The organism is Pseudomonas sp. NBRC 111139 (assembly GCF_001753955.1).
In the GTDB taxonomy this organism is placed as follows: Bacteria; Pseudomonadota; Gammaproteobacteria; order Pseudomonadales; family Pseudomonadaceae; genus Aquipseudomonas; species Aquipseudomonas alloputida.
In genome coordinates this window covers 1-19,590 of the sequence record NZ_BCBP01000092.1, presented here as the reverse complement: position 1 = coordinate 19,590, position 19,590 = coordinate 1, and the positions used below count along the sequence as shown (strand labels likewise).

Sequence of the window (19,590 nt, the reverse complement as noted above, 5' to 3'; positions counted from 1 at the left end):
GGCACAGGCAGCCAAAGACAAGACTGGTTCTCGATAGCTTTCATGTTGCCAAGCCTTGAACTCAGTGAAAATGCCCCTATCTAAAACAGGCCCCTGCCAAAACGCTGTATCAGCATCGTGGAAATCCACCACTTTCCTCACCATCGTTTCCGGGTAGAATGCTCGTTCGCATGCGGCCTATGGGCTGCACGGGCGACTCATGGGGCCGCCCTCCATCCCTACGTGTGGAAGATCCTGCCGATATGTTTGCGCCTTTGTTAAAAAAACTTTTTGGAAGCAAGAACGAGCGTGAAGTCAAACGCATGCTCAAGACGGTGAGTATCGTCAATGCCTTCGAAGAGAAGATGGTGGCCCTCTCCGACGAGCAACTGCGGGGCAAGACTGCAGAGTTCAAGGAACGCCTGGCCAAAGGCGAGACACTGGACCAATTGCTGCCCGAAGCCTTCGCCGTGGCCCGTGAGGCCGGCAAGCGTGTCATGGGCATGCGCCATTTCGATGTGCAGTTGATCGGCGGCATGACCCTGCACGAGGGTATGATCGCAGAAATGCGCACCGGTGAAGGCAAGACCTTGGTCGGTACCCTGGCCGTCTACCTCAACGCATTGTCCGGCAAGGGCGTGCATGTGGTCACCGTCAACGACTACCTGGCGCGCCGTGACGCCAACTGGATGCGCCCGCTGTACGAGTTCCTCGGTCTGTCGGTCGGTATCGTCTCGGCCTTCCAGCCGCCGGAAGAAAAGCGCGCCGCCTATGCAGCCGACATCACCTACGGCACCAACAACGAATTCGGGTTCGACTACCTGCGCGACAACATGGCGTTCAGCCAGGACGAGAAGTTCCAGCGTGAACTGAACTTCGCCGTGATCGACGAAGTCGACTCCATCCTCATCGACGAAGCGCGTACCCCGCTGATCATTTCCGGTCAGGCCGAGGACAGCTCCAAGCTGTACATCGAGATCAACCGCCTGATCCCGCGCCTCACCCAGCACATCGAAGAGGTCGAAGGCCAGGTCACCCAGGAAGGCCACTTCACCATCGACGAGAAGAGTCGCCAGGTGGAGCTGAACGAAGCCGGTCACCAGTTCATCGAAGAGATGCTGGCCCAGGCGGGCCTGCTGGCTGAGGGCGAGAGCCTGTACTCCGCGCACAACCTGGGCTTGCTGACACACGTCTACGCCGGTCTTCGTGCACACAAGCTGTTCCACCGCAACGTCGAGTACATCGTCCAGGACGGTCAGGTTCTGCTGATCGACGAACACACCGGCCGTACCATGCCGGGCCGTCGCCTGTCCGAGGGCCTGCACCAGGCCATCGAGGCCAAAGAGAACCTGAACATCCAGGCCGAGAGCCAGACCCTGGCTTCGACCACCTTCCAGAACTACTTCCGCCTGTACACCAAGCTGTCCGGCATGACCGGTACCGCCGACACCGAAGCATTCGAGTTCCAGTCGATCTACGGCCTGAACGTGATGGTCATTCCGCCGAACAAGCCACTGGCGCGTAAGGACTACAACGACCTGGTGTACCTGACCGCTGACGAGAAATACGCCGCGATCATCGCCGACATCAAGGAAAGCATGAAGCTGGGCCGTCCGGTGCTGGTAGGTACCGCGACCATTGAAACTTCCGAGCACATGTCCAACCTCCTGAAAAAGGAAGGGATCGACCACAAGGTGCTCAACGCCAAGTATCACGAGAAGGAAGCCGAGATCATCGCGCAAGCAGGCGCGCCAGGTGCACTGACCATCGCCACCAACATGGCTGGCCGTGGTACCGACATCCTGCTGGGCGGTAACTGGGAAGCCGAAGTGGCTGCCCTGGAAAACCCGACAGCCGAGCAGATCGCCCAGATCAAGGCCGACTGGCAGAAGCGTCACCAGCAAGTGATCGAGACGGGTGGCCTGCATGTAATCGCTTCCGAGCGCCACGAATCGCGCCGTATCGACAACCAGCTGCGTGGCCGCTCCGGTCGTCAGGGCGACCCAGGTTCCAGCCGCTTCTACCTGTCGCTGGAAGACAGCCTGATGCGCATCTTCGCCTCTGACCGGGTGAAGAACTTCATGAAGGCACTGGGCATGCAGTCGGGCGAGGCCATCGAGCACCGCATGGTCACCAACGCTATCGAGAAAGCCCAGCGCAAGGTCGAAGGCCGCAACTTCGACATTCGTAAGCAATTGCTCGAATATGACGACGTCGCCAACGAGCAGCGCAAGGTGATCTACCACATGCGCAACAGCCTGCTGGCCGCCGAGAACATTGGCGACACCATCGTCGAATTCCGCAAGGAAGTACTGGACGCTACCATCAGCCAGCACATTCCGCCGCAGTCGCTGCCAGAGCAGTGGGACGTAGCCGGCCTGGAGGCTTCGCTGGCCAGCGATTTCGCCATCAAGTTGCCGATTCAGCAATGGCTCGACGAGGACGATCACCTCTACGAAGAGACCTTGCGCGAGAAGCTGCTGAACGAGATCACCACTGCCTACACCGAGAAGGAAGACCAGGCCGGTCTCGACGCCCTGCGAACCTTCGAGAAGCAGATTCTGCTGCGCGTACTGGACGACCTGTGGAAAGACCACCTGTCGACCATGGACCACCTGCGTCACGGTATTCACCTGCGTGGTTATGCGCAGAAGAACCCGAAGCAAGAGTACAAGCGCGAGTCGTTCAGCCTGTTCCAGGAGCTGTTGGAGTCGATCAAGCGCGACACCATCCGCGTGCTGTCGCACGTACAGGTTCGCCGCGAAGACCCGGCCGAAGAAGAAGCCCGCCTGCGCCGCGAGGCCGAAGAGCTGGCGAGTCGCATGCAATTCCAGCACGCCGCTGCACCGGGCCTGGAAAGTGAGCAATTGAGCGAGGAGGGTGCCGAAGTAGCGGTAGCCTCGGCGCCAGTACGCAATGACCAGAAGCTGGGCCGCAACGAGCCGTGCTGGTGTGGTTCGGGCAAGAAGTTCAAGCATTGCCATGGTCAGATCGAGTGATCTGAACCTTACGTTGTACAAGCCTGGGGCCGCTTTGCGGCCCTTTCGCGACACAAGGCCGCTCCCACAGGTACCGCGCTCGTCCATGAACGGGCGCGATCCTTGTGGGGGCGGCCTTGTGTCGCGATGGGGCGCGAAGCGGCCCCTTTTTCGACATCATCGTTTTTTCTAGGAGCGCTCTAATGGCTGTTGGTCTTGGTCCTTTGCCCACCCTGCACCCGGTTCCGGGTTTTGAACTCGGTATCGCTTCTGCCGGTATCAAGCGCCCGGGGCGCAAGGATGTGGTGGTCATGCGCTGTGCCGAAGGCTCCAGCGTGGCTGGCGTGTTCACCCTCAACGCCTTCTGCGCAGCGCCGGTGATCCTGTCCAAGCAGCGTGTACAGGGCACCGTGCGCTACCTGCTGACCAACACGGGTAACGCCAATGCTGGCACCGGCGCGCCAGGCCTGGCCGCCGCCGAGCGCACCTGCGCCAAGCTGGCCGAACTGGCTGGCGTACCGGCAGAGTCGGTACTGCCGTTCTCCACCGGCGTGATTGGCGAGCCGCTGCCGGTCGAAAAGATCGAAGGCGCGCTGCAGGCCGCCCTCGACAACCTGTCGGAGAACAACTGGGCTGAGGCCGCTACCGGCATCATGACCACCGACACCCTGCCCAAAGGGGCCAGCCGCCAGTTCCAGCACGATGGCGTGACCGTTACCGTCACCGGTATCAGCAAGGGTGCAGGCATGATCCGCCCGAACATGGCGACCATGCTGGGCTACATCGCCACCGACGCCAAGGTGGCGCCAAGCGTCCTCAAGGACCTGATGCTGGACGGCGCCAACAAGTCGTTCAACCGCATCACGATCGATGGTGATACTTCGACCAACGATTGCTGCATGTTGATCGCTACCGGCAAGGCCGACCTGCCGGAAGTGACTGAAGCCAGCGGCGCGCTCTTCGAAGCGCTGAAAAAGGCCGTGTTCGAAGTGTGCATGGAAGTGGCCCAGGCCATCGTCCGTGACGGCGAAGGCGCGACCAAGTTCGTGACCGTGCAAGTCAACGGTGGTGGTAACCACCAGGAGTGTCTGGACGTCGGCTACGCCGTGGCCCACTCGCCGCTGATCAAGACCGCGCTGTTCGCTTCCGACCCGAACTGGGGCCGTATCCTCGCTGCCGTAGGCCGTGCCGGTGTACCGGAGCTGGATGTGAGCCTGATCGATGTTTACCTGGACAGCGTTTGCATTGCGAGCAAAGGCGGCCGCAGCCCGAGCTATACCGAAGCGCAGGGTTCGGCAGTGATGGCCCAGGAAGAGATCACCATCCGAATCGAACTGGGCCGTGGCCAGTGCAGCGAAACCATCTGGACGACCGACCTGTCCCACGAGTACGTGAAGATCAACGCCGAGTACCGTACCTGATCTACTGATCCGAAGGCCTCTTCGCGGGCACGCCCGCTCCCACAGGTGTTGCAATGCCTGCAGGAGCGGTGCGGTCCCTGTGGGAGCGGGCTTGCCCGCGAAAGGCCGCGCAGCGGCCTGCGGGTTTTGCAATACAAACCTGATGGAGCCGAACCATGAGCTATCACCTGATCATCGGCGACAAGCTGTACTCCTCCTGGTCGCTGCGTGGCGCCCTGGCCCTCGAGCTGGCTGGCGTGCCCTACGAAGAAACCCTGATCAAGCTGAACCAGCCTGATACCCGCCAGCGCATCCTCGCTTTCTCCTCCACCGGCAAGGTGCCGCTGCTCAAGAGCGAGCACGGTGTGATCGCTGACTCGCTGGCCATTGCCGAATACCTCAACGAACGCCACCCCGAAGCCCAGCTGTGGCCTGCCGATGTGGCGGCGCGTGCCCAGGCCCGTTCGGCCTGTGCGCAGATGCATAGCGGCTTCTTTGCCCTGCGCGGCGCCATGCCGTTCGACTTGTCGCGCGACCAGGCGCTGGACAGCGTGCCGCTGGACGTGCAAATCGACATCGACCGTATCGTTGCGCTGTGGTCCGAATGCCGTCTGGTGGCCAAGGACAGCGGCCCGTTCCTGTTCGGCAAGGCAAGCCTGGCCGATGCCTTCTTTGCCCCGGTGGCCGTGCGCCTGCGCACCTACCGCGTAGAAGTCCCCGCCGAGGCGGCAGCCTACATCGAGACCATTTATCAATGGCCAGCCTTCCAGGCATGGCAACAGGCAGGCCTGGAGGAGCGTGAAGCGTGAAACGGATTCATGTAGTAGCTGCCGTGATTCGCGGCGCTGATGGCCGTATTCTGATCGCACGTCGTGCCGATACCCAGCACCAGGGCGGCTTGTGGGAGTTCCCCGGTGGCAAGGTGGAAGAAGGCGAAAGCGTCGAAGCGGCGCTTGCCCGCGAGTTGCGCGAGGAGCTGGGCATCGAGGTAAGCCATTCGCGTGCGCTGATCAAGGTCAGCCATGACTACCCGGACAAGCAAGTGCTGCTGGACGTGCGCGAGGTCGAAGCGTTCACTGGCGAACCCCATGGTGCCGAAGGCCAGCCGCTGGAGTGGGTTGCCCCGCGCGATTTGCCGCAGTACGAATTCCCCGAGGCCAACAAGCCGATCGTCGCCGCTGCGCGCCTGCCGGACCAGTACCTGATCACCCCGGACGGCCTGGAAGTGCCGCAAATGCTCAAGGGCATCCAGAAGGCGGTGGCCAATGGTATTCGCCTGATCCAGTTGCGTGCCCCGGACATGTACGACCCCAAGTACCGCGACGTGGCGGTGGATGCGGTCGGGCTGTGTGCGGGCAAGGCGCAGCTGATGCTTAAAGGGCCACTGGAGTGGCTGGGTGATTTCCCGGCGGCCGGTTGGCACCTGACGGCCGCGCAGCTGCGCAAGTATGCCGCCAGGGGCCGGCCGTTCCCAAAGGAGCGCTGGTTGGCGGCATCCTGCCACAGTGCCGAAGAGCTGGCGCTGGCTGAGCAGATGGGCGTGGACTTTGTCACCCTGTCGCCAGTGCAGGCGACCCAGACTCACCCAGAGGCGGTGCCGTTGGGATGGGATGAGGCGCAGCGGTTAATTGCCGGGTTCAACAAGCCGGTTTACCTGCTGGGTGGGGTAGGGCCAGGTGAGCGCGAGCAGGCCTGGGAAGCCGGGGCACAGGGTGTAGCCGGGATCCGGGCGTTCTGGCCCGAGGTTTGAGTCCCTTGTAACAGGGGCCGCTGCGGGGCCATTCGCGGGCAAGCCCGCGAATGGGCTGCAAAGCAGCCCCAGAAGTATCAGCCTTTGGGTTTCTCGGCGGGCTGCCACAAAACCTCAGCCACCCCCTGGCGCCGCCCGATGATCCGCGCCGCCACGAACAATAGATCGGAAAGCCGGTTGATATACGCCAAACCAACGCCTTCGAGCGGCTCCATGGCATTCAACTGCTGGCACCGGCGCTCTGCACTGCGCGCCAGACTGCGGCACACGTGCGCCTGCGCCACCAGCGCCGAACCACTGGGCAGAATGAAGTTTTTCAGCGGCCCCAGCTCTTCGTTCCACACATCGATGGCCGCCTCCAGGCGTTCCACTTCCGCCAGGGTCAATGCCTGGTAACTGGGCATCGCCAGCTCGCCACCCAGGTCGAACAAGCGGTGCTGACACGGCGCCAGCACTGTGGTCACTTCATTCAGCCCATGCTCGGCGAGCCCCGCCAGCAGCAACCCCAACTGGCTGTTCAGGCTGTCCACCTCGCCAATCGCTTCGATCCGCGGGTGGTCCTTGGGCACCCGACGGCCGTCGCCCAGGCCGGTTTCGCCTTTGTCGCCGGTGCGGGTATAGATCTTCGAAAGGCGGTAGCCCATGTCATTGCTCCGTTCTGGCCGGCACCGCCGCTGCCGGCTGGGTGAGGGGCAGGCGTAGGGTAAAGCAGGTGCCTTGGCCTGGCGTGGATTGCACTTCCATCTGCCCCTTGTGGTTGTTGGTGATGATGAAGTAAGAGACCGACAGGCCCAGCCCGGTACCCTGGCCGATTTCCTTGGTGGTGAAGAACGGCTCGAAGGTGCGCTTGCGCACCGCCTCGGGCATGCCGACGCCGTTGTCTTCGACCTGGATTTCCGCCCATGGCGGGTTTAGCCGGGTGCGCAGTGTGATGCGTCCGGGCTCACTGGGTTGCGGGCGTTGGTGGATGGCCTGGGCTGCGTTCTTCAGCAAGTTGAGCAGTACTTGTTCCAGCTCGTTGGCGGTGCATGGCACCGGCCCCAGGTCGGGGTCGAACTGGCGCACGATGGCTTGCCCCTTGAAGTCGAAGCCAATGGCCAGATCGAAGTCATTGCCGGCAATTTCAAGCGCCTGATCGATCAGTGCCGGCAGCTCGCATGGCACCAGCTGGCGGTTGCTGCGGCGGCTGAAGCTGAGCATGTGGGTGACGATCTTCGCCGCCCGGGCACCGGCCTGCTGAATGCCGTCGAGCAGTTGCGGCACCTCGCGGCTGTCCAGGTAGCGGTTGATCGTGGCCAGGTCGATGCCCAGCTCTTCGGCCTGTTCCTGGTTGCGCGGCAGGTCGGACGACAGGCGCCGGCGAATGTTCTGCACGTTGTGCAGGATAGCGCCCAGCGGGTTGTTGATTTCGTGCGCCATGCCGGCAGCCAGCCCCCCGACCGAGAGCATCTTTTCTGACTGCACCATCATCTCTTCCAATGACAGACGCTGGGTGATGTCGTCGATACGAATGACCACGCCGCGCCCGCCGCCGCCCGTCAGTGGGTAGAAGGTCAGGGCGTAGTGGCGCAGGTCGTCGCCCTTGGGCCAGGTTACCCGCTCGATCTTCGCCACTCGATGTTTTTCCACGGTTTCCTTCAGTTGCGGGAGGAACGGCTTCAGCGGCTCGAACGCAATGAACACCGGCTGGTTGAGTGCCTCGTCCAGTGGCGTGCCGGAAAGCACCGTGGCTTCGTGGTTCCATTGGGTCACGTAGAGCTGTTCGTCGAGGGCGATCAGTGCCGAGGGCATCGAGTCGATGATGCTGTTGAGGTAGTTCTGAAAACCGGTGAGCTTTTTCTCGATCTTGCTGCGTACCTGTACTTCCAGTTCCAGCTTGCGGTTGGTGTGGCGGGTTTCTTCGGCAAGGCCCTGAGCCTGGTCGTAGGCACTCTGGAACTCATCGCGGGCGCTCTTGAGCTGCTGCTCGCGGGCCTCGATGCGCGACAGCATGGTGTTGAAGGCCTCGGCCAGGCTGCCGATTTCATCGTCATTGCCGCGCTGGGCACGCAAGGCGTAGCTCTCTTCGCGGGTAACCTGGCGGCTGAGCTCCTCAAGCTGGTTGATCGGCTGGGTGATCAGGCGTTTGATCTGCCAGGCGATGACGATCCATAGCAGGACACTGAACACCAGGATGCCCAGGCTGGCGCTGAGTGTGCCGGTGTAGAAGGCCGTGGGCAGTTCGCTGCTGGCTACCAGCAGCAAATGTGCCGGTGGGTTGGCATCGCGGGGGATGCGGATCAACTGAGTGCTGCGAAACTCCATCAGGCGCCAGCCGTCGATGTTGCGAAAACGCTTGGGCAGGGCCAGCGGCTCGCCATGTTGCAACTGCGCCAGCATTCGGCCATCGCCACCGTAGATGGCGGCGGCGCGAAGCGGAGTGTAACTGTCCAGTTCCTTGAGCAGGGCACGGGCCGTGTCCGGTGTGTCGCCGGCGCGGGCTGCAAGCTGTGGATTGGCCACCAGCCGGCCGATGGTGTGCATAGCCTGCGGCGCCATGCTTTCCTGGGTGATCCAGTAGGCGGCGCTGATGAAGGTGAGGTTGGCCATCAGCAAGATGGTCACCAGCAAAACCAGCAGGGCCGCCAGCAGCTTCTGCCCGACCGGGAGGTTTTCCAGGCGTTGGCGCAAGGTCATGGGCAAGGCAATGTCCGTATCCGGTGGAAGGGCCGCGTCAGTCGCAAGGCAAGCCACGCACGCGCAGGTTTTCGACCAAGCGCTGCAGCAGGTGTTCCAGCTGCGGCAGTTGCAGGCCATGACGGCCCGCAGCGCGGCAAGCATGGCCGAGCAGGTAGTGCAACTCGGTGCGCCGTCCTGCATGCACGTCCTGGTACATGGAAGAGTAGTTGGCTGCGGTGGCGAGGATTACCCGCTGAACTTCTTCGTCCAGCCCCTCGGCTGCTTGCGGCTGGCCGCAACGGCGCAGCAGTCGGGCCAGTTCGACGCACAGGGCTTGCACTTCACCCAGGTGCCCCAGCAGCCCGCCATTCTGGCAATCGTGAAGTACGGTCAGCGGGTTGATGGCGCAATTGAGCGCCAACTTGCGCCACAGGCGGGTCAGTATGTCTACTGTCCACTCAGCGGGGATACCGGCCTCGTGCAGGTCATCGAACCAGGCGGGGAGCAGGGGGCTTCGTGGGTCGCCTAGCCAGTTGAAGCCATGGCCGGCAAAACGCACTTGCCAGTCCCCCTCGCGGAAGGCGCCTTCGGTGCTGGAGGCGAAGATGCAGCGAGCGTGCGGCACCAGGTCGGCGACTTCATCCTGGCTGCCCAGGCCATTCTGCAACAGCAGCACTTCGGCGCTCTCGGCCAGCCGAGGTGCTAGACCGGCAATCGCCGGGGCAGCGTCATAGGCCTTGCAGGCCACCAGCAGCCGGTGAATCGGGCCTTGCGCTTGCGCCGTTTCGGCCGGTATGGCGTAGCGCCGGGTTTGGTCCTGCTCGACCAGGGTCAGGCCACCGGCCTGCTGATAGGCCTGCAGCCGTTGCCCGTCACGCAGGATCAGGCGCACAGCCTTGCCGGCGCGTGCCAGCCGGCAGGCCCACAGACTGCCAAGGCTACCGGCGCCGAGAATATGCCAGGTGCTGCTCATATGCGTTTCGCAACCCGTTATAATGAGCCCGCATTTTAACCTTCAAACCCAGCGCGCTCCATCTTCAGCCTGAGCGCGCTTTTATTTTGGGAGAACAACCATGCCTTCGTTCGACGTGGTATCGGAACTGGACAAGCACGAAGTGCAGAACGCGGTCGACAACGCCATCAAGGAACTGGACCGCCGCTACGACCTCAAGGGCAAAGGCACCTTCGAGTTCAAGGACAAAGAGCAGACCGTGATGCTCACTGCTGAGGAAGAGTTCCAGCTCGAGGCGATGCTGGAGATCCTGCGCCTTGCACTGGTCAAGCGCAAGATCGACGTGAAGTGCCTGGAAACCAAGGACCCCTACGCCTCAGGCAAGGAAAAGAAACAGGAAGCCAAGTTCCGCGAAGGCATCGACAAGGACCTGGCAAAAAAGATCGTTGCCACCATCAAGGATGGCAAGCTGAAAGTACAGGCCGCCATCCAGGGTGAGCAGGTACGGGTAACCGGCAAGAAACGTGACGATCTGCAGGAAGCCATTGCCCTGCTGCGCACCAAGGAATTCGACATGCCGCTGCAGTTCAACAACTTCCGCGACTGATGTGGGGGTGGCCCGGAACCCCGATGGCCAAATGATGTCCATGGGGGCCGGGGTTGCGTAATAACACGCGCGGCCTGTTCTACCGTGTACTTGCCGCTCGGCATCAGGAGATGAATATGGATTTGAACGCTGAGGTCGACCAGCTCGTCCGCCAATCCCAGACGTGGATCCCTTTGATCATGGAATACGGCAGCCGTGTGCTGCTGGCACTGCTGACCTTGGCGGTTGGCTGGTGGATCATCAACAAGGTCAGCGCCCGCCTCGGCAAGCTGGTTGGCCTGCGCAACGCCGACCTGGCGCTGCAGGGCTTCATCAGCACCCTGGCGAACATCGTGCTGAAGGTGCTGCTGTTGGTCAGCGTAGCCTCGATGATCGGCATCGAGACCACCTCGTTCGTCGCCGCCATCGGTGCCGCAGGCCTGGCCATCGGCCTTGCCTTGCAGGGCAGCCTGGCGAACTTCGCCGGTGGTGTGCTGATTCTGATGTTCCGCCCGTTCCGTATCGGTGACTGGATCGAGGCGCAGGGCGTTGCCGGCACCGTCGACAGTATCCAGATCTTCCACACCGTGCTGCGCACCGGTGACAACAAGACGGTCATCATGCCCAATGGCAGCCTGTCCAACGGCATCATTACCAACACCAACCGCCAGCCGACGCGCAAGGTGGTGTTCGATGTGGGCGTTGACTACGAGGCCGACCTGCAGAAGGCCCGCAATGTGTTGCTGGAGCTGGCAAAGGACCCGCGTGTTCTGCAAGACCCGGCACCGCAGGCGGTCGTGTCGACGCTGGGCGACAGCTCGATCACCGTATCGCTGCGCTTGTGGACCAAGACCTCCGATTACTGGGACGTGATGTTCATGCTCAACGAGTATGCGCGTGACCGGTTGAAGGCCGAAGGGATCGATATTCCGTTTCCGCAGCGGGTTATTCGCGTGGTGCAGGAGACTGCAACGCAGTAATTCCGCGTTGAAGCCGGGGCCGCTTTGCGCCTCTTCGCGGGCAAGCCCGCTCCTACACAGGACACGCATGTCCTCGTAGGGGCGGGCTTGCCCGCGAAGGGGCGCAAAGCGGCCCCAGCTTTTTCCTACCCTGATTACACTTGCTCACAGCAATTTCCAACAATTTCTGGCATATAGCGTGATCCCGCCTGCCACACCCGATACGCCATCATGAAACCACTGCTGTATGTCACCCCTCTGCGTGCCTTGCTGTTCGGCCTGACCTTGGCCCTGTTCGAACTGCTGACCTACCTGGCCAGCGACGCGGTCATGCCGGCCATGCCGGTCGTGGTCAGTGACCTCGATGCCAGCCCCGAATACATACCCCATGCCCTCAACCTGTACCTGCTGGGCGGCGTAGTACTGCAATGGCTGATCGGCCCGTTGGCCGACCGTTATGGACGGCGCCCGCTGCTGCTGGTCGGTTGCGCATTCTTTGGCCTGGCCTGCCTGGCCACCTTCTGGGTCCAGGACATCGGCCTGTTCAACCTGTTGCGCCTGTTGCAGGGCATTGGCCTGGGCTTTGTGGTCACGGTCAGCTACCCGGCCCTGAACGAGGCTTTCAGCGAAGCTGATGCTGTACGCATGATGGCCCTGCTGGCCAACATCGCCTTGCTGTCGCCCCTGCTCGGGCCGCTGGTGGGCACCTTGCTGCTGCAATGGCTGGACTGGCGCTGGCTGTTCGTGGCGTTCGCCATCGGCGCGGTGCTGGCCTGGCTGCTGTTGTACCGGCTGATGCCGGAAACCCTGGGCGTGGAGCGCCGTGACGGCTCGCGGCTGGCGTTCACGCCGATTCACCTGCTGCCACTGTTGGCGGGCTATGGCCAACTGCTGGGCAACCGCCGCTTCGTTGCAGGCAGCGCCGCCCTTGGGTTGGTCGGCTTGCCGCTGATTGGCTGGATTGGCCTGTCGCCGGTGCTGCTGATTCACGATGAGGGATTGAGTACCCTGGAGTATGCCTTGTGGCAGTTGCCGGTCTTTGGCGGGCTGATCCTCGGTAACCTGATCATCAACCGCATTGCCGATCGCTACCCGCTGCCAGCCCTGGTGCGTGGTGCGCTCTGGCCATACCTGGCGGGCCTGTGCCTGATGGTGCTGGCGACCTGGTACTGGCCGAGTGTGACCAGTGTGGTGGCTGGCATGTCGCTGTATGCGCTGGGGTTGGGCGTGGCCAATGCGGTGCTGTACCGCATGACGCTGTTCTCCAGTGAGCAGAGCAAGGGGTTGGTTTCGGCCATGCTGGGGATGATCACCATTGCCTTGCTGGGGCTCGGCGGTGCGCTGCTGGCGATGATTGGCGCCGGTGCCAGCTTGCTGCATTTTGCCCTGGCGGCGGGGGTGGCGGGGGCGTTGGCGCTGTGGCCGCTGTGGTTTGTGGTGGGGGGGCGGCCTGGGGAAGGGGCTGTAGCTGGATAAGTGGTATTGCCTGTGCCGGCCTCTTCGCGGGTAAACCCGCTCCTACACAGGGCCGCGCCGCCTTGTAGGAGCGGGTTTACCCGCGAAGAGGCCAGCACAGGCAATACAAAGTTTCAGGGCCGCTCAGCCACCGAGTGGTCGTCCGCCACCGGCGTTCCCCGCCCGGCTTCCTGATGCCACTGCAGGGCGATCAGGATCAGCGTAGGCACCCCCAGCAGCGCCGTGATCAGGAAGAAGTCGTGGTAGCCGAACTTCTCCACAATTACGCCCGAATACCCGCCGATCAGCCGCGGCAACAGCAACATGATCGAACTGAGCAGCGCGTACTGGGTCGCCGAGAACTTCAGGTTGGTCAGGCTGGACAGGTAGGCGACAAAGGCCGAGGTAGCCATGCCGGAGCTGAAGTTGTCCAGCGAGATGGTCACCACCAGCATTTCCAGGTTCGGCCCCATGTCAGCCAACATCAGGAACAGGATGTTGGTGCCGGCAGAGGCCGCGCCGCCAATGAACAGGATGGGCATGATGCCGAAGCGTACGATCAGCAGGCCGCCAACCCCGGCGCCGACCAGGGTCATGATCAGGCCGAAGATCTTGCTGACGCTGGCAATCTGGTCCTTGGTGAAGCCCATGTCGATATAGAACACGTTGGCCATCACCCCCATCACCGTGTCCGACATGCGATAGGTGGCGATCAGGCCGAGCAGCAGCAGAGCCTGCCAGCGGTAGCGGGTGATGAAGTCGTTGATCGGGGTCAGCACGGGGGCCAGGCCGCGACGGCCGAGGCTCGACAGGCAGGCCCAGGTCAGCAGCACGTAGAGGATCAGGCGCAGGAAGGCGCGGTCTTCCAGCAGCAGGTCGAGCGGCGTGGCATCACCGGAGACCACGCTGGACCAGCCGGTATTGAACATCTGGGTGAAGCTGGCCGGTACCGAGACCAGCAGGATGATCAGCACGAACACCGAAGCCATCTGGTGCACCAGCCCGTAGCGCGCTGCCGACAGTTGGGTGCGCATGGGCACTGGCGGTTCGCGCATGACCAACGTGGTGAACAGGGCGGGCAGCATCATCACCCCGAACATCACGTAAGTGCCGGCCCAGGCCTTGTGCAGGTAGCTGAAGCCGGTAGAGCCGAACCACTCGGCGAAGAACAGGGCACCGGCCGTGGCGAGCAAGGCAGCCACCCGGTAGCCGGCCATGTAGCTGGCAGCGAGCGCGGCCTGGCGCTGGTCGTCAGCGATTTCCAGGCGGTAGGCGTCGACTGCAATGTCCTGGGTAGCCGAGGCGAAAGCCACCAGTACGGCCATGGCAATCAGCCAGGAGAGATGCTGTTGCGGGTCGCACAGGCTCATGCCGACCAGCCCGATCACCACCAGCGCTTGCGACAACAGCAGCCACGAACGCCGGCGCCCGAGGCCGCCAAGCAGCGGCAAGCGCCATTGGTCGAGCAGCGGTGACCAGACCCACTTGAAGGCGTAGGCCAAGCCAATCAGGCTTGCATAACCGATGGTTTCACGGGCAACGCCGGCTTCGCGCAACCATACCGACAGGGTCGAGAACACCAGCATATAGGGTAGGCCGGCGGCGAAACCGAGTAGCAAAAGTACCAATGTTGACGGGCTGGCATAGGCAGCAAGCGCAGCGCGCCAGGTTTTACGGGGCATGGGCCAACATCTGCCTCAAGTTTTCGAAAACAAAGCGCGCACTCTAACCGCTGTGCTCCATTGGGCGCCAGCCATGGCGCGTCATATCCACACGATTGTTGCTTACATTCACACCTTCTGCGCGTAACCGCGCCCGTTGTTCATCGCCCGACGGGGTGCCCAGCGCCAGGCTCAGCCGGCCACCCGCAGCGAGCACCCGGTGCCAAGGCAGGCGTGTGTCTGCAGGCAACTGCCCCAGGGTGCGCCCAACCCAGCGCGCCGCACGGCCAAGCCCAGCCAGTTCGGCCAGTTGGCCATAGCTCACGACCTTGCCGGGTGGCACTTGGCCCAGTACTGAATACAGCGCCGTTCGTCGGCCCTCGGCCGAATCGAGGGCGTGCTCATATCCATCAGACATCTCGCCCGCCTTGGGCTGCAGATGAAACCGGACCGGTGGTCTGGTAAATGAGAGTTGAACTCAACGGCATACTCCCGGTCTGTCCTTGCTCTGGTCGTGGGTATCTGGATAATGCCCGGCTTTTTCGTCAAATCGAACCCATAGTCCGCAAACAAAGCCCGTTTATGAATTCTAGATCCTTGTTGTGCCTTCTTGCTGTTTCCCTGTGTGCCTCTCCGGTGTTCGCCGACACTGTGTGGATGAAGAACGGTGACCGGCTAAGTGGCAAGATCAAGGTATTCGATGGCGGCAAGCTGCTGCTGGAAACCCCTTATGGTGGGTCCATCGCCCTGGACTGGAAACAGGTCCAGACGCTGGAAAGCGACCAGGAGATGCTGGTCAAGCAGGACGCCTACAGCGGAGAGAAAGCCAAGTCGCTCAAGGCGGCAGAGCCAGGCAAGGTGACCTTGGCCAATGGCGAGGCACCGAAGACGGTGGAGCTGGCCAGTATCGAGCAGATCATGAAGCCCAAGCCGCTGGTCGAGGATTTCGTATGGAAAGGCAATGTCGACGTAGCGCTGGACTACAAGCGCGCCGAGAACGACACCGACGATTACGACGTGGGCTTCAAGACCACCGCCCGTCATGGCCGTTGGCGGCACAACGCCGAGGGTGAGTACAACCGCGAGACCAAGGACGACGTCACCACCACCGACAACTGGAGCGCCGAGTACGCGCTGGACCGCTTCATTACCGAGAAGTGGTTCTGGCAGGGGCGTGCGGAATACAAACGCGATCGCATCGAAGACCTGGCCCGCCAGCGCACCGTGGGTACCGGCCCGGGTTACCAGTTCTGGGACGATGAGCTGGGCGCGTTCTCGCTGGGCTCACTGATCAACCGTACTGACTTCGAATATCAGGATGGTGGCAAGGATAATTTCTATTCTGCGGCCGTGAAGTGGGATTACACCCGATACCTGATCGGCAAGAACGTGCAGCTGTTCACCAACGGCGAGTTCGCCAAGCCGCTGGGTGGCGTGGCCGACTACTCGCTGGATGCCGAGGTTGGCCTGCGCTACAAGGTCACCGAGTGGGCCTCGCTGAACCTCAAGGCGGAGAAGGACATCATCACCGGCACGCGTGAAAGTGACCTGGACAAGACACGCTATACCGCGGGCTTCGGCGTTACCTGGTAAGGCGTCTGGATGCAGGTCAGTGGCACAGGCAGCTGATAATGCTTATCTTGTCCCCAACCCGTCCGCCAGGAGCCGCCCTCAAGTGAGTACCAACGCCATCCGCCCCGCCCGGGAACTGCTGCTCAAGGAATACCGCGGCGTGCTTTCGACACATTCCAGGTCGATGCCTGGCTACCCCTTCGGTTCGGTCGTGCCGTACTGCCTGGACGCCCAGGGCAACCCGCTGATCCTGATCAGCCGCATTGCCCAGCACACCCATAACCTGCAGAAGGACCCCAAGTGTTCGCTGTTGGTGGGTGAGCGCGAGGCTGAGGATGTGCAGGCGGTAGGGCGCCTGACGGTGATGGCCGAAGCGCACAAGCTGGTCGACGAGGCCGTCATCGAGGCCGCCGCCGAGCGCTATTACCGCTATTTCCCGGATGCGGCCAACTACCACAAGGCCCACGACTTCGATTTCTGGGTGCTGCAACCGGTGCGCCACCGCTACATCGGCGGCTTCGGTGCGATCCACTGGCTTGACCATGTCACCTTGGCCAACCCGTTCGCGGGCAAGGCCGAGGGGAGCATGATCGAACACATGAACAGCGATCACGCCAGTGCCATTGCCCACTACGTCGAGTTGACCGGGTTGCCACGGCACGTACCGGCGCAGATGGTTGGGGTAGACAGTGAAGGCATGCACCTGCGCATCGGCCAGGCCGTGCACTGGTTGCCTTTCCCCACTACTTGCAACACGCCGACACAAGTCCGCGAGGCCTTGGTTTTGCTGGCTCGCGCCGACCATTGGCCGCTTGTGATGCAAGCCGAGGGTTGAAATCCGGAGCGCAGGCATCCATGTGAGGTCTTATTGGAAGGTTATCTTCCGTCGAGGAACCCTTGATGCGTGCTTTTCTACTGCTGTTTCTGATTTTTCCTGTGCTGGAGCTGTTCGTCTTCGTGAAGGTCAGCGCGGCAATCGGTTTCTTTCCGGCGTTGCTGCTGATCATCGCCGGCTCCGCCTTGGGCGTACTGGTCATGCGGGTGGCCGGCCTGGCGACTGCATTGCGCGCCCGTGAAAGCCTGCAGCGCGGTGAATTGCCCGCCGAGGACATGTTCCAGGGCATGATGCTGGCCGTGGGTGGTGGCCTGTTGTTGCTGCCCGGCTTCATCAGCGACGTGCTGGGTGTGCTGTGCCTGCTGCCATTCACCCGCCGCCTGGCGGCGCGCAAGATGCGCGAGCGTGCCGAGGCCCAGGCCATGCGCCAGCGTGCATTCCAGGATGACCCCTTCCAGGCGCAGCCGCGTGATGGCGGCCACCGCCCGAACGTGATCGAAGGCGAGTACGAGCGCCGCGACAAGTAAAAGGACCGGGGCCGCGCAAGCGGCCCCGGTTTTTTTTGGCCTGATGAAAATTTTTCTATCTCGAGCCTTGTAATTGGATGTGGCGGCCTCATGTATGTGGTCACCGCAAGGTTTCTGGTGGCAACACCAGACATTACACAGGTGGTTCGCTCACAGCGGGCCGCCCCCGGCAACGCCGGACAGCATCAAAACCGCCGGTGTCGAACCGGCCGATGAAAACCACAATTTGGGAGAGATCGACAATGAAACTTCGTCCTCTGCATGACCGCGTAGTCATCCGTCGCAGCGAAGAAGAATCGAAAACCGCTGGCGGTATCGTCCTGCCGGGTTCGGCCGCTGAAAAACCAAACCGCGGCGAAGTTGTAGCCGTCGGCACCGGTCGCGTCCTGGACAACGGCGAAGTTCGCGCGCTGGCCGTGAAAGTGGGTGACAAAGTGGTTTTCGGCCCGTACTCGGGCAGCAACACCGTGAAAGTCGATGGCGAAGACCTGCTGGTCATGGCCGAGAACGAAATCCTCGCCGTTGTTGAAGGCTGATTTCCCCCCGACTTCCCGTTACTCCAAAGTTTTTCAAGGATTAAACGATCATGGCTGCTAAAGACGTAAAATTTGGTGATTCCGCCCGTAAGAAAATGCTGGTTGGTGTCAACGTTCTGGCTGACGCGGTAAAAGCGACCCTGGGCCCGAAAGGCCGTAACGTGGTACTGGCCAAGAGCTTCGGCGCGCCGACCATCACCAAGGACGGCGTTTCCGTCGCCAAAGAAATCGAGCTGAAAGACGCTTTCGAAAACATGGGCGCCCAGCTGGTCAAGGAAGTTGCTTCCAAGGCCAACGACGCTGCCGGTGACGGCACCACCACCGCTACCGTTCTGGCTCAGGCCATCGTCAACGAAGGCCTGAAAGCCGTCGCTGCCGGCATGAACCCGATGGACCTGAAGCGCGGTATCGACAAGGCCACTGCTGCCGTTGTTGCCGAGCTGAAGAACCTGTCCAAGCCATGCGCCGACTCCAAGGCCATCGCCCAGGTAGGTACCATCTCTGCCAACTCCGACAACTCCATCGGTGAAATCATCGCCGAAGCCATGGAAAAAGTCGGTAAAGAAGGCGTGATCACCGTTGAAGAAGGCTCGGGCCTGGAAAACGAACTGTCCGTCGTAGAAGGCATGCAGTTCGACCGCGGCTACCTGTCGCCGTACTTCGTGAACAAGCCGGACACCATGGTTGCCGAGCTGGAAGGCCCGCTGCTGCTGCTGGTCGACAAGAAAATCTCCAACATCCGTGAGCTGCTGCCAGTTCTGGAAGCCGTTGCCAAGGCCGGCCGCCCACTGTTGATCGTTGCCGAAGACGTTGAAGGTGAAGCGCTGGCTACCCTGGTAGTCAACAACATGCGCGGCATCGTCAAGGTTGCTGCAGTCAAGGCTCCAGGCTTCGGCGATCGCCGCAAGGCCATGCTGCAGGACATCGCCGTCCTGACTGGCGGCCAGGTCATCTCCGAAGAAATCGGCCTGTCCCTGGAAACCGCTACCCTGGAGCACCTGGGTAACGCCAAGCGCGTCATCCTGTCCAAGGAAAACACCACCATCATCGACGGTGCTGGCGCTGACACCGAGATCGAAGCACGCGTCAAGCAGATCCGTGCCCAGATCGAAGAAACTTCCTCGGACTACGACCGTGAGAAGCTGCAAGAGCGTCTGGCCAAGCTGGCTGGCGGTGTTGCCGTGATCAAGGTGGGTGCCGGCACTGAAGTTGAAATGAAAGAGAAGAAAGCCCGCGTTGAAGACGCCCTGCACGCTACCCGTGCAGCCGTTGAAGAAGGCGTGGTGCCTGGCGGTGGTGTTGCCCTGGTTCGCGCCCTGGCGGCCATCGTCGACCTGAAAGGCGACAACGAAGACCAGAACGTCGGTATCGCGCTGCTGCGTCGCGCTGTTGAATCCCCGCTGCGCCAGATCACTGCCAACGCCGGTGATGAGCCAAGCGTGGTTGCTGACAAGGTCAAGCAAGGTTCGGGCAACTTCGGCTACAACGCCGCTACCGGTGAATACGGCGACATGATCGAGATGGGTATCCTGGACCCAGCCAAGGTTACTCGCTCGGCGCTGCAAGCTGCTGCTTCGATCGGCGGTCTGATGATCACCACCGAAGCCATGGTTGCCGACCTGCCGGAAGACAAGCCAGCTGCTGGCATGCCTGATATGGGCGGCATGGGTGGCATGGGCGGCATGATGTAAGCCAGCCTTCCCCCCGCACCATTAAAAAGCCCCGGTTCGCGAGAACCGGGG

General features: G+C 62.0%; 17 protein-coding genes. 12 read left to right on the top strand and 5 right to left on the bottom strand.

What is annotated here, in order from left to right; genetic code table 11:
* The first annotated feature begins 242 nt into the window (after nucleotides 1-242).
* From secA to BJQ17_RS27200, 4 genes are all read left to right on the top strand, one after another.
* A complete protein-coding gene (gene secA, locus BJQ17_RS27215) occupies nucleotides 243-2,978 on the top strand; it encodes a preprotein translocase subunit SecA (protein ID WP_003251877.1) in 2,736 nt (911 codons plus the stop codon).
* Nucleotides 2,979-3,160: 182 nt separating this feature from the next.
* Nucleotides 3,161-4,378, top strand: coding sequence for a bifunctional glutamate N-acetyltransferase/amino-acid acetyltransferase ArgJ (gene argJ, locus BJQ17_RS27210; protein ID WP_003251879.1), 1,218 nt, complete (start codon nucleotides 3,161-3,163; stop codon nucleotides 4,376-4,378).
* Between the two features lie 155 nt (nucleotides 4,379-4,533).
* Complete coding sequence (locus BJQ17_RS27205) at nucleotides 4,534-5,166, top strand: glutathione S-transferase family protein (RefSeq protein ID WP_003251882.1); 633 nt, start codon at nucleotides 4,534-4,536, stop codon at nucleotides 5,164-5,166.
* Nucleotides 5,163-6,107 carry a Nudix family hydrolase gene (locus tag BJQ17_RS27200; protein WP_003251883.1) on the top strand — a complete coding sequence of 315 codons (945 nt, stop codon included), beginning with the start codon at nucleotides 5,163-5,165 and terminating at the stop codon, nucleotides 6,105-6,107. The genes BJQ17_RS27205 and BJQ17_RS27200 overlap by 4 nt, the downstream gene beginning before the upstream one ends.
* A 77-nt stretch (nucleotides 6,108-6,184) precedes the next feature.
* On the opposite strand, the gene BJQ17_RS27195 is transcribed toward BJQ17_RS27200, so the two are convergent.
* The 3 genes from BJQ17_RS27195 to BJQ17_RS27185 are packed head-to-tail and all read right to left on the bottom strand — an operon-like array spanning nucleotide 6,185 to nucleotide 9,738.
* Complete coding sequence (locus BJQ17_RS27195) at nucleotides 6,185-6,751, bottom strand: cob(I)yrinic acid a,c-diamide adenosyltransferase (protein WP_004575125.1); 567 nt, start codon at nucleotides 6,749-6,751, stop codon at nucleotides 6,185-6,187.
* A 1-nt stretch (nucleotide 6,752) separates the two neighbouring features.
* Nucleotides 6,753-8,783 carry an ATP-binding protein gene (locus BJQ17_RS27190; protein WP_070096882.1) on the bottom strand — a complete coding sequence of 677 codons (2,031 nt, stop codon included), beginning with the start codon at nucleotides 8,781-8,783 and terminating at the stop codon, nucleotides 6,753-6,755.
* A gap of 37 nt (nucleotides 8,784-8,820) precedes the next feature.
* A complete protein-coding gene (locus BJQ17_RS27185; protein ID WP_003251888.1) occupies nucleotides 8,821-9,738 on the bottom strand; it encodes a putative 2-dehydropantoate 2-reductase in 918 nt (305 codons plus the stop codon).
* Between the two features lie 100 nt (nucleotides 9,739-9,838).
* On the opposite strand from BJQ17_RS27185, the gene BJQ17_RS27180 reads away from it, so the two are divergent.
* The 3 genes from BJQ17_RS27180 to BJQ17_RS27170 all read left to right on the top strand — a co-directional run bounded on the left by BJQ17_RS27180 (nucleotide 9,839) and on the right by BJQ17_RS27170 (nucleotide 12,738).
* A complete protein-coding gene (locus BJQ17_RS27180) occupies nucleotides 9,839-10,324 on the top strand; it encodes a YajQ family cyclic di-GMP-binding protein (RefSeq protein ID WP_003251890.1) in 486 nt (161 codons plus the stop codon).
* A gap of 116 nt (nucleotides 10,325-10,440) precedes the next feature.
* The gene (locus BJQ17_RS27175) at nucleotides 10,441-11,283 is read left to right on the top strand and encodes a mechanosensitive ion channel family protein (protein WP_003251892.1); all 843 of its coding nucleotides are present in this window, start codon (nucleotides 10,441-10,443) and stop codon (nucleotides 11,281-11,283) included.
* Between the two features lie 210 nt (nucleotides 11,284-11,493).
* A complete protein-coding gene (locus tag BJQ17_RS27170) occupies nucleotides 11,494-12,738 on the top strand; it encodes an MFS transporter (protein WP_004575129.1) in 1,245 nt (414 codons plus the stop codon).
* 113 nt (nucleotides 12,739-12,851) lie between these two features.
* Here BJQ17_RS27170 and BJQ17_RS27165 read toward each other — a convergent pair whose 3' ends face one another.
* Together BJQ17_RS27165 and BJQ17_RS27160 are read right to left on the bottom strand one after the other, a co-directional pair.
* Nucleotides 12,852-14,399, bottom strand: coding sequence for an AmpG family muropeptide MFS transporter (locus BJQ17_RS27165; RefSeq protein ID WP_003251896.1), 1,548 nt, complete (start codon nucleotides 14,397-14,399; stop codon nucleotides 12,852-12,854).
* Nucleotides 14,400-14,442: 43 nt separating this feature from the next.
* Entirely contained in the window at nucleotides 14,443-14,796 is a 354-nt protein-coding gene (locus tag BJQ17_RS27160; RefSeq protein WP_003251897.1) for an MGMT family protein, read from the bottom strand.
* A 164-nt stretch (nucleotides 14,797-14,960) separates the two neighbouring features.
* Between BJQ17_RS27160 and BJQ17_RS27155 the strand changes: the two genes are divergently transcribed.
* From BJQ17_RS27155 to groL, 5 genes are all read left to right on the top strand, one after another.
* Complete coding sequence (locus tag BJQ17_RS27155; RefSeq protein WP_012053643.1) at nucleotides 14,961-15,971, top strand: DUF481 domain-containing protein; 1,011 nt, start codon at nucleotides 14,961-14,963, stop codon at nucleotides 15,969-15,971.
* An 82-nt stretch (nucleotides 15,972-16,053) separates the two neighbouring features.
* Nucleotides 16,054-16,785, top strand: a complete 732-nt coding sequence (locus BJQ17_RS27150) for a HugZ family protein (RefSeq protein WP_019752481.1) — start codon at nucleotides 16,054-16,056, stop codon at nucleotides 16,783-16,785.
* A 65-nt stretch (nucleotides 16,786-16,850) separates the two neighbouring features.
* Nucleotides 16,851-17,312 carry an FxsA family protein gene (locus tag BJQ17_RS27145; protein WP_003251903.1) on the top strand — a complete coding sequence of 154 codons (462 nt, stop codon included), beginning with the start codon at nucleotides 16,851-16,853 and terminating at the stop codon, nucleotides 17,310-17,312.
* Between the two features lie 242 nt (nucleotides 17,313-17,554).
* The gene (locus BJQ17_RS27140) at nucleotides 17,555-17,848 is read left to right on the top strand and encodes a co-chaperone GroES (RefSeq protein ID WP_003251905.1); all 294 of its coding nucleotides are present in this window, start codon (nucleotides 17,555-17,557) and stop codon (nucleotides 17,846-17,848) included.
* A 50-nt stretch (nucleotides 17,849-17,898) separates the two neighbouring features.
* The gene (groL, locus tag BJQ17_RS27135) at nucleotides 17,899-19,539 is read left to right on the top strand and encodes a chaperonin GroEL (RefSeq protein WP_003251907.1); all 1,641 of its coding nucleotides are present in this window, start codon (nucleotides 17,899-17,901) and stop codon (nucleotides 19,537-19,539) included.
* Nucleotides 19,540-19,590: the final 51 nt, after the last annotated feature.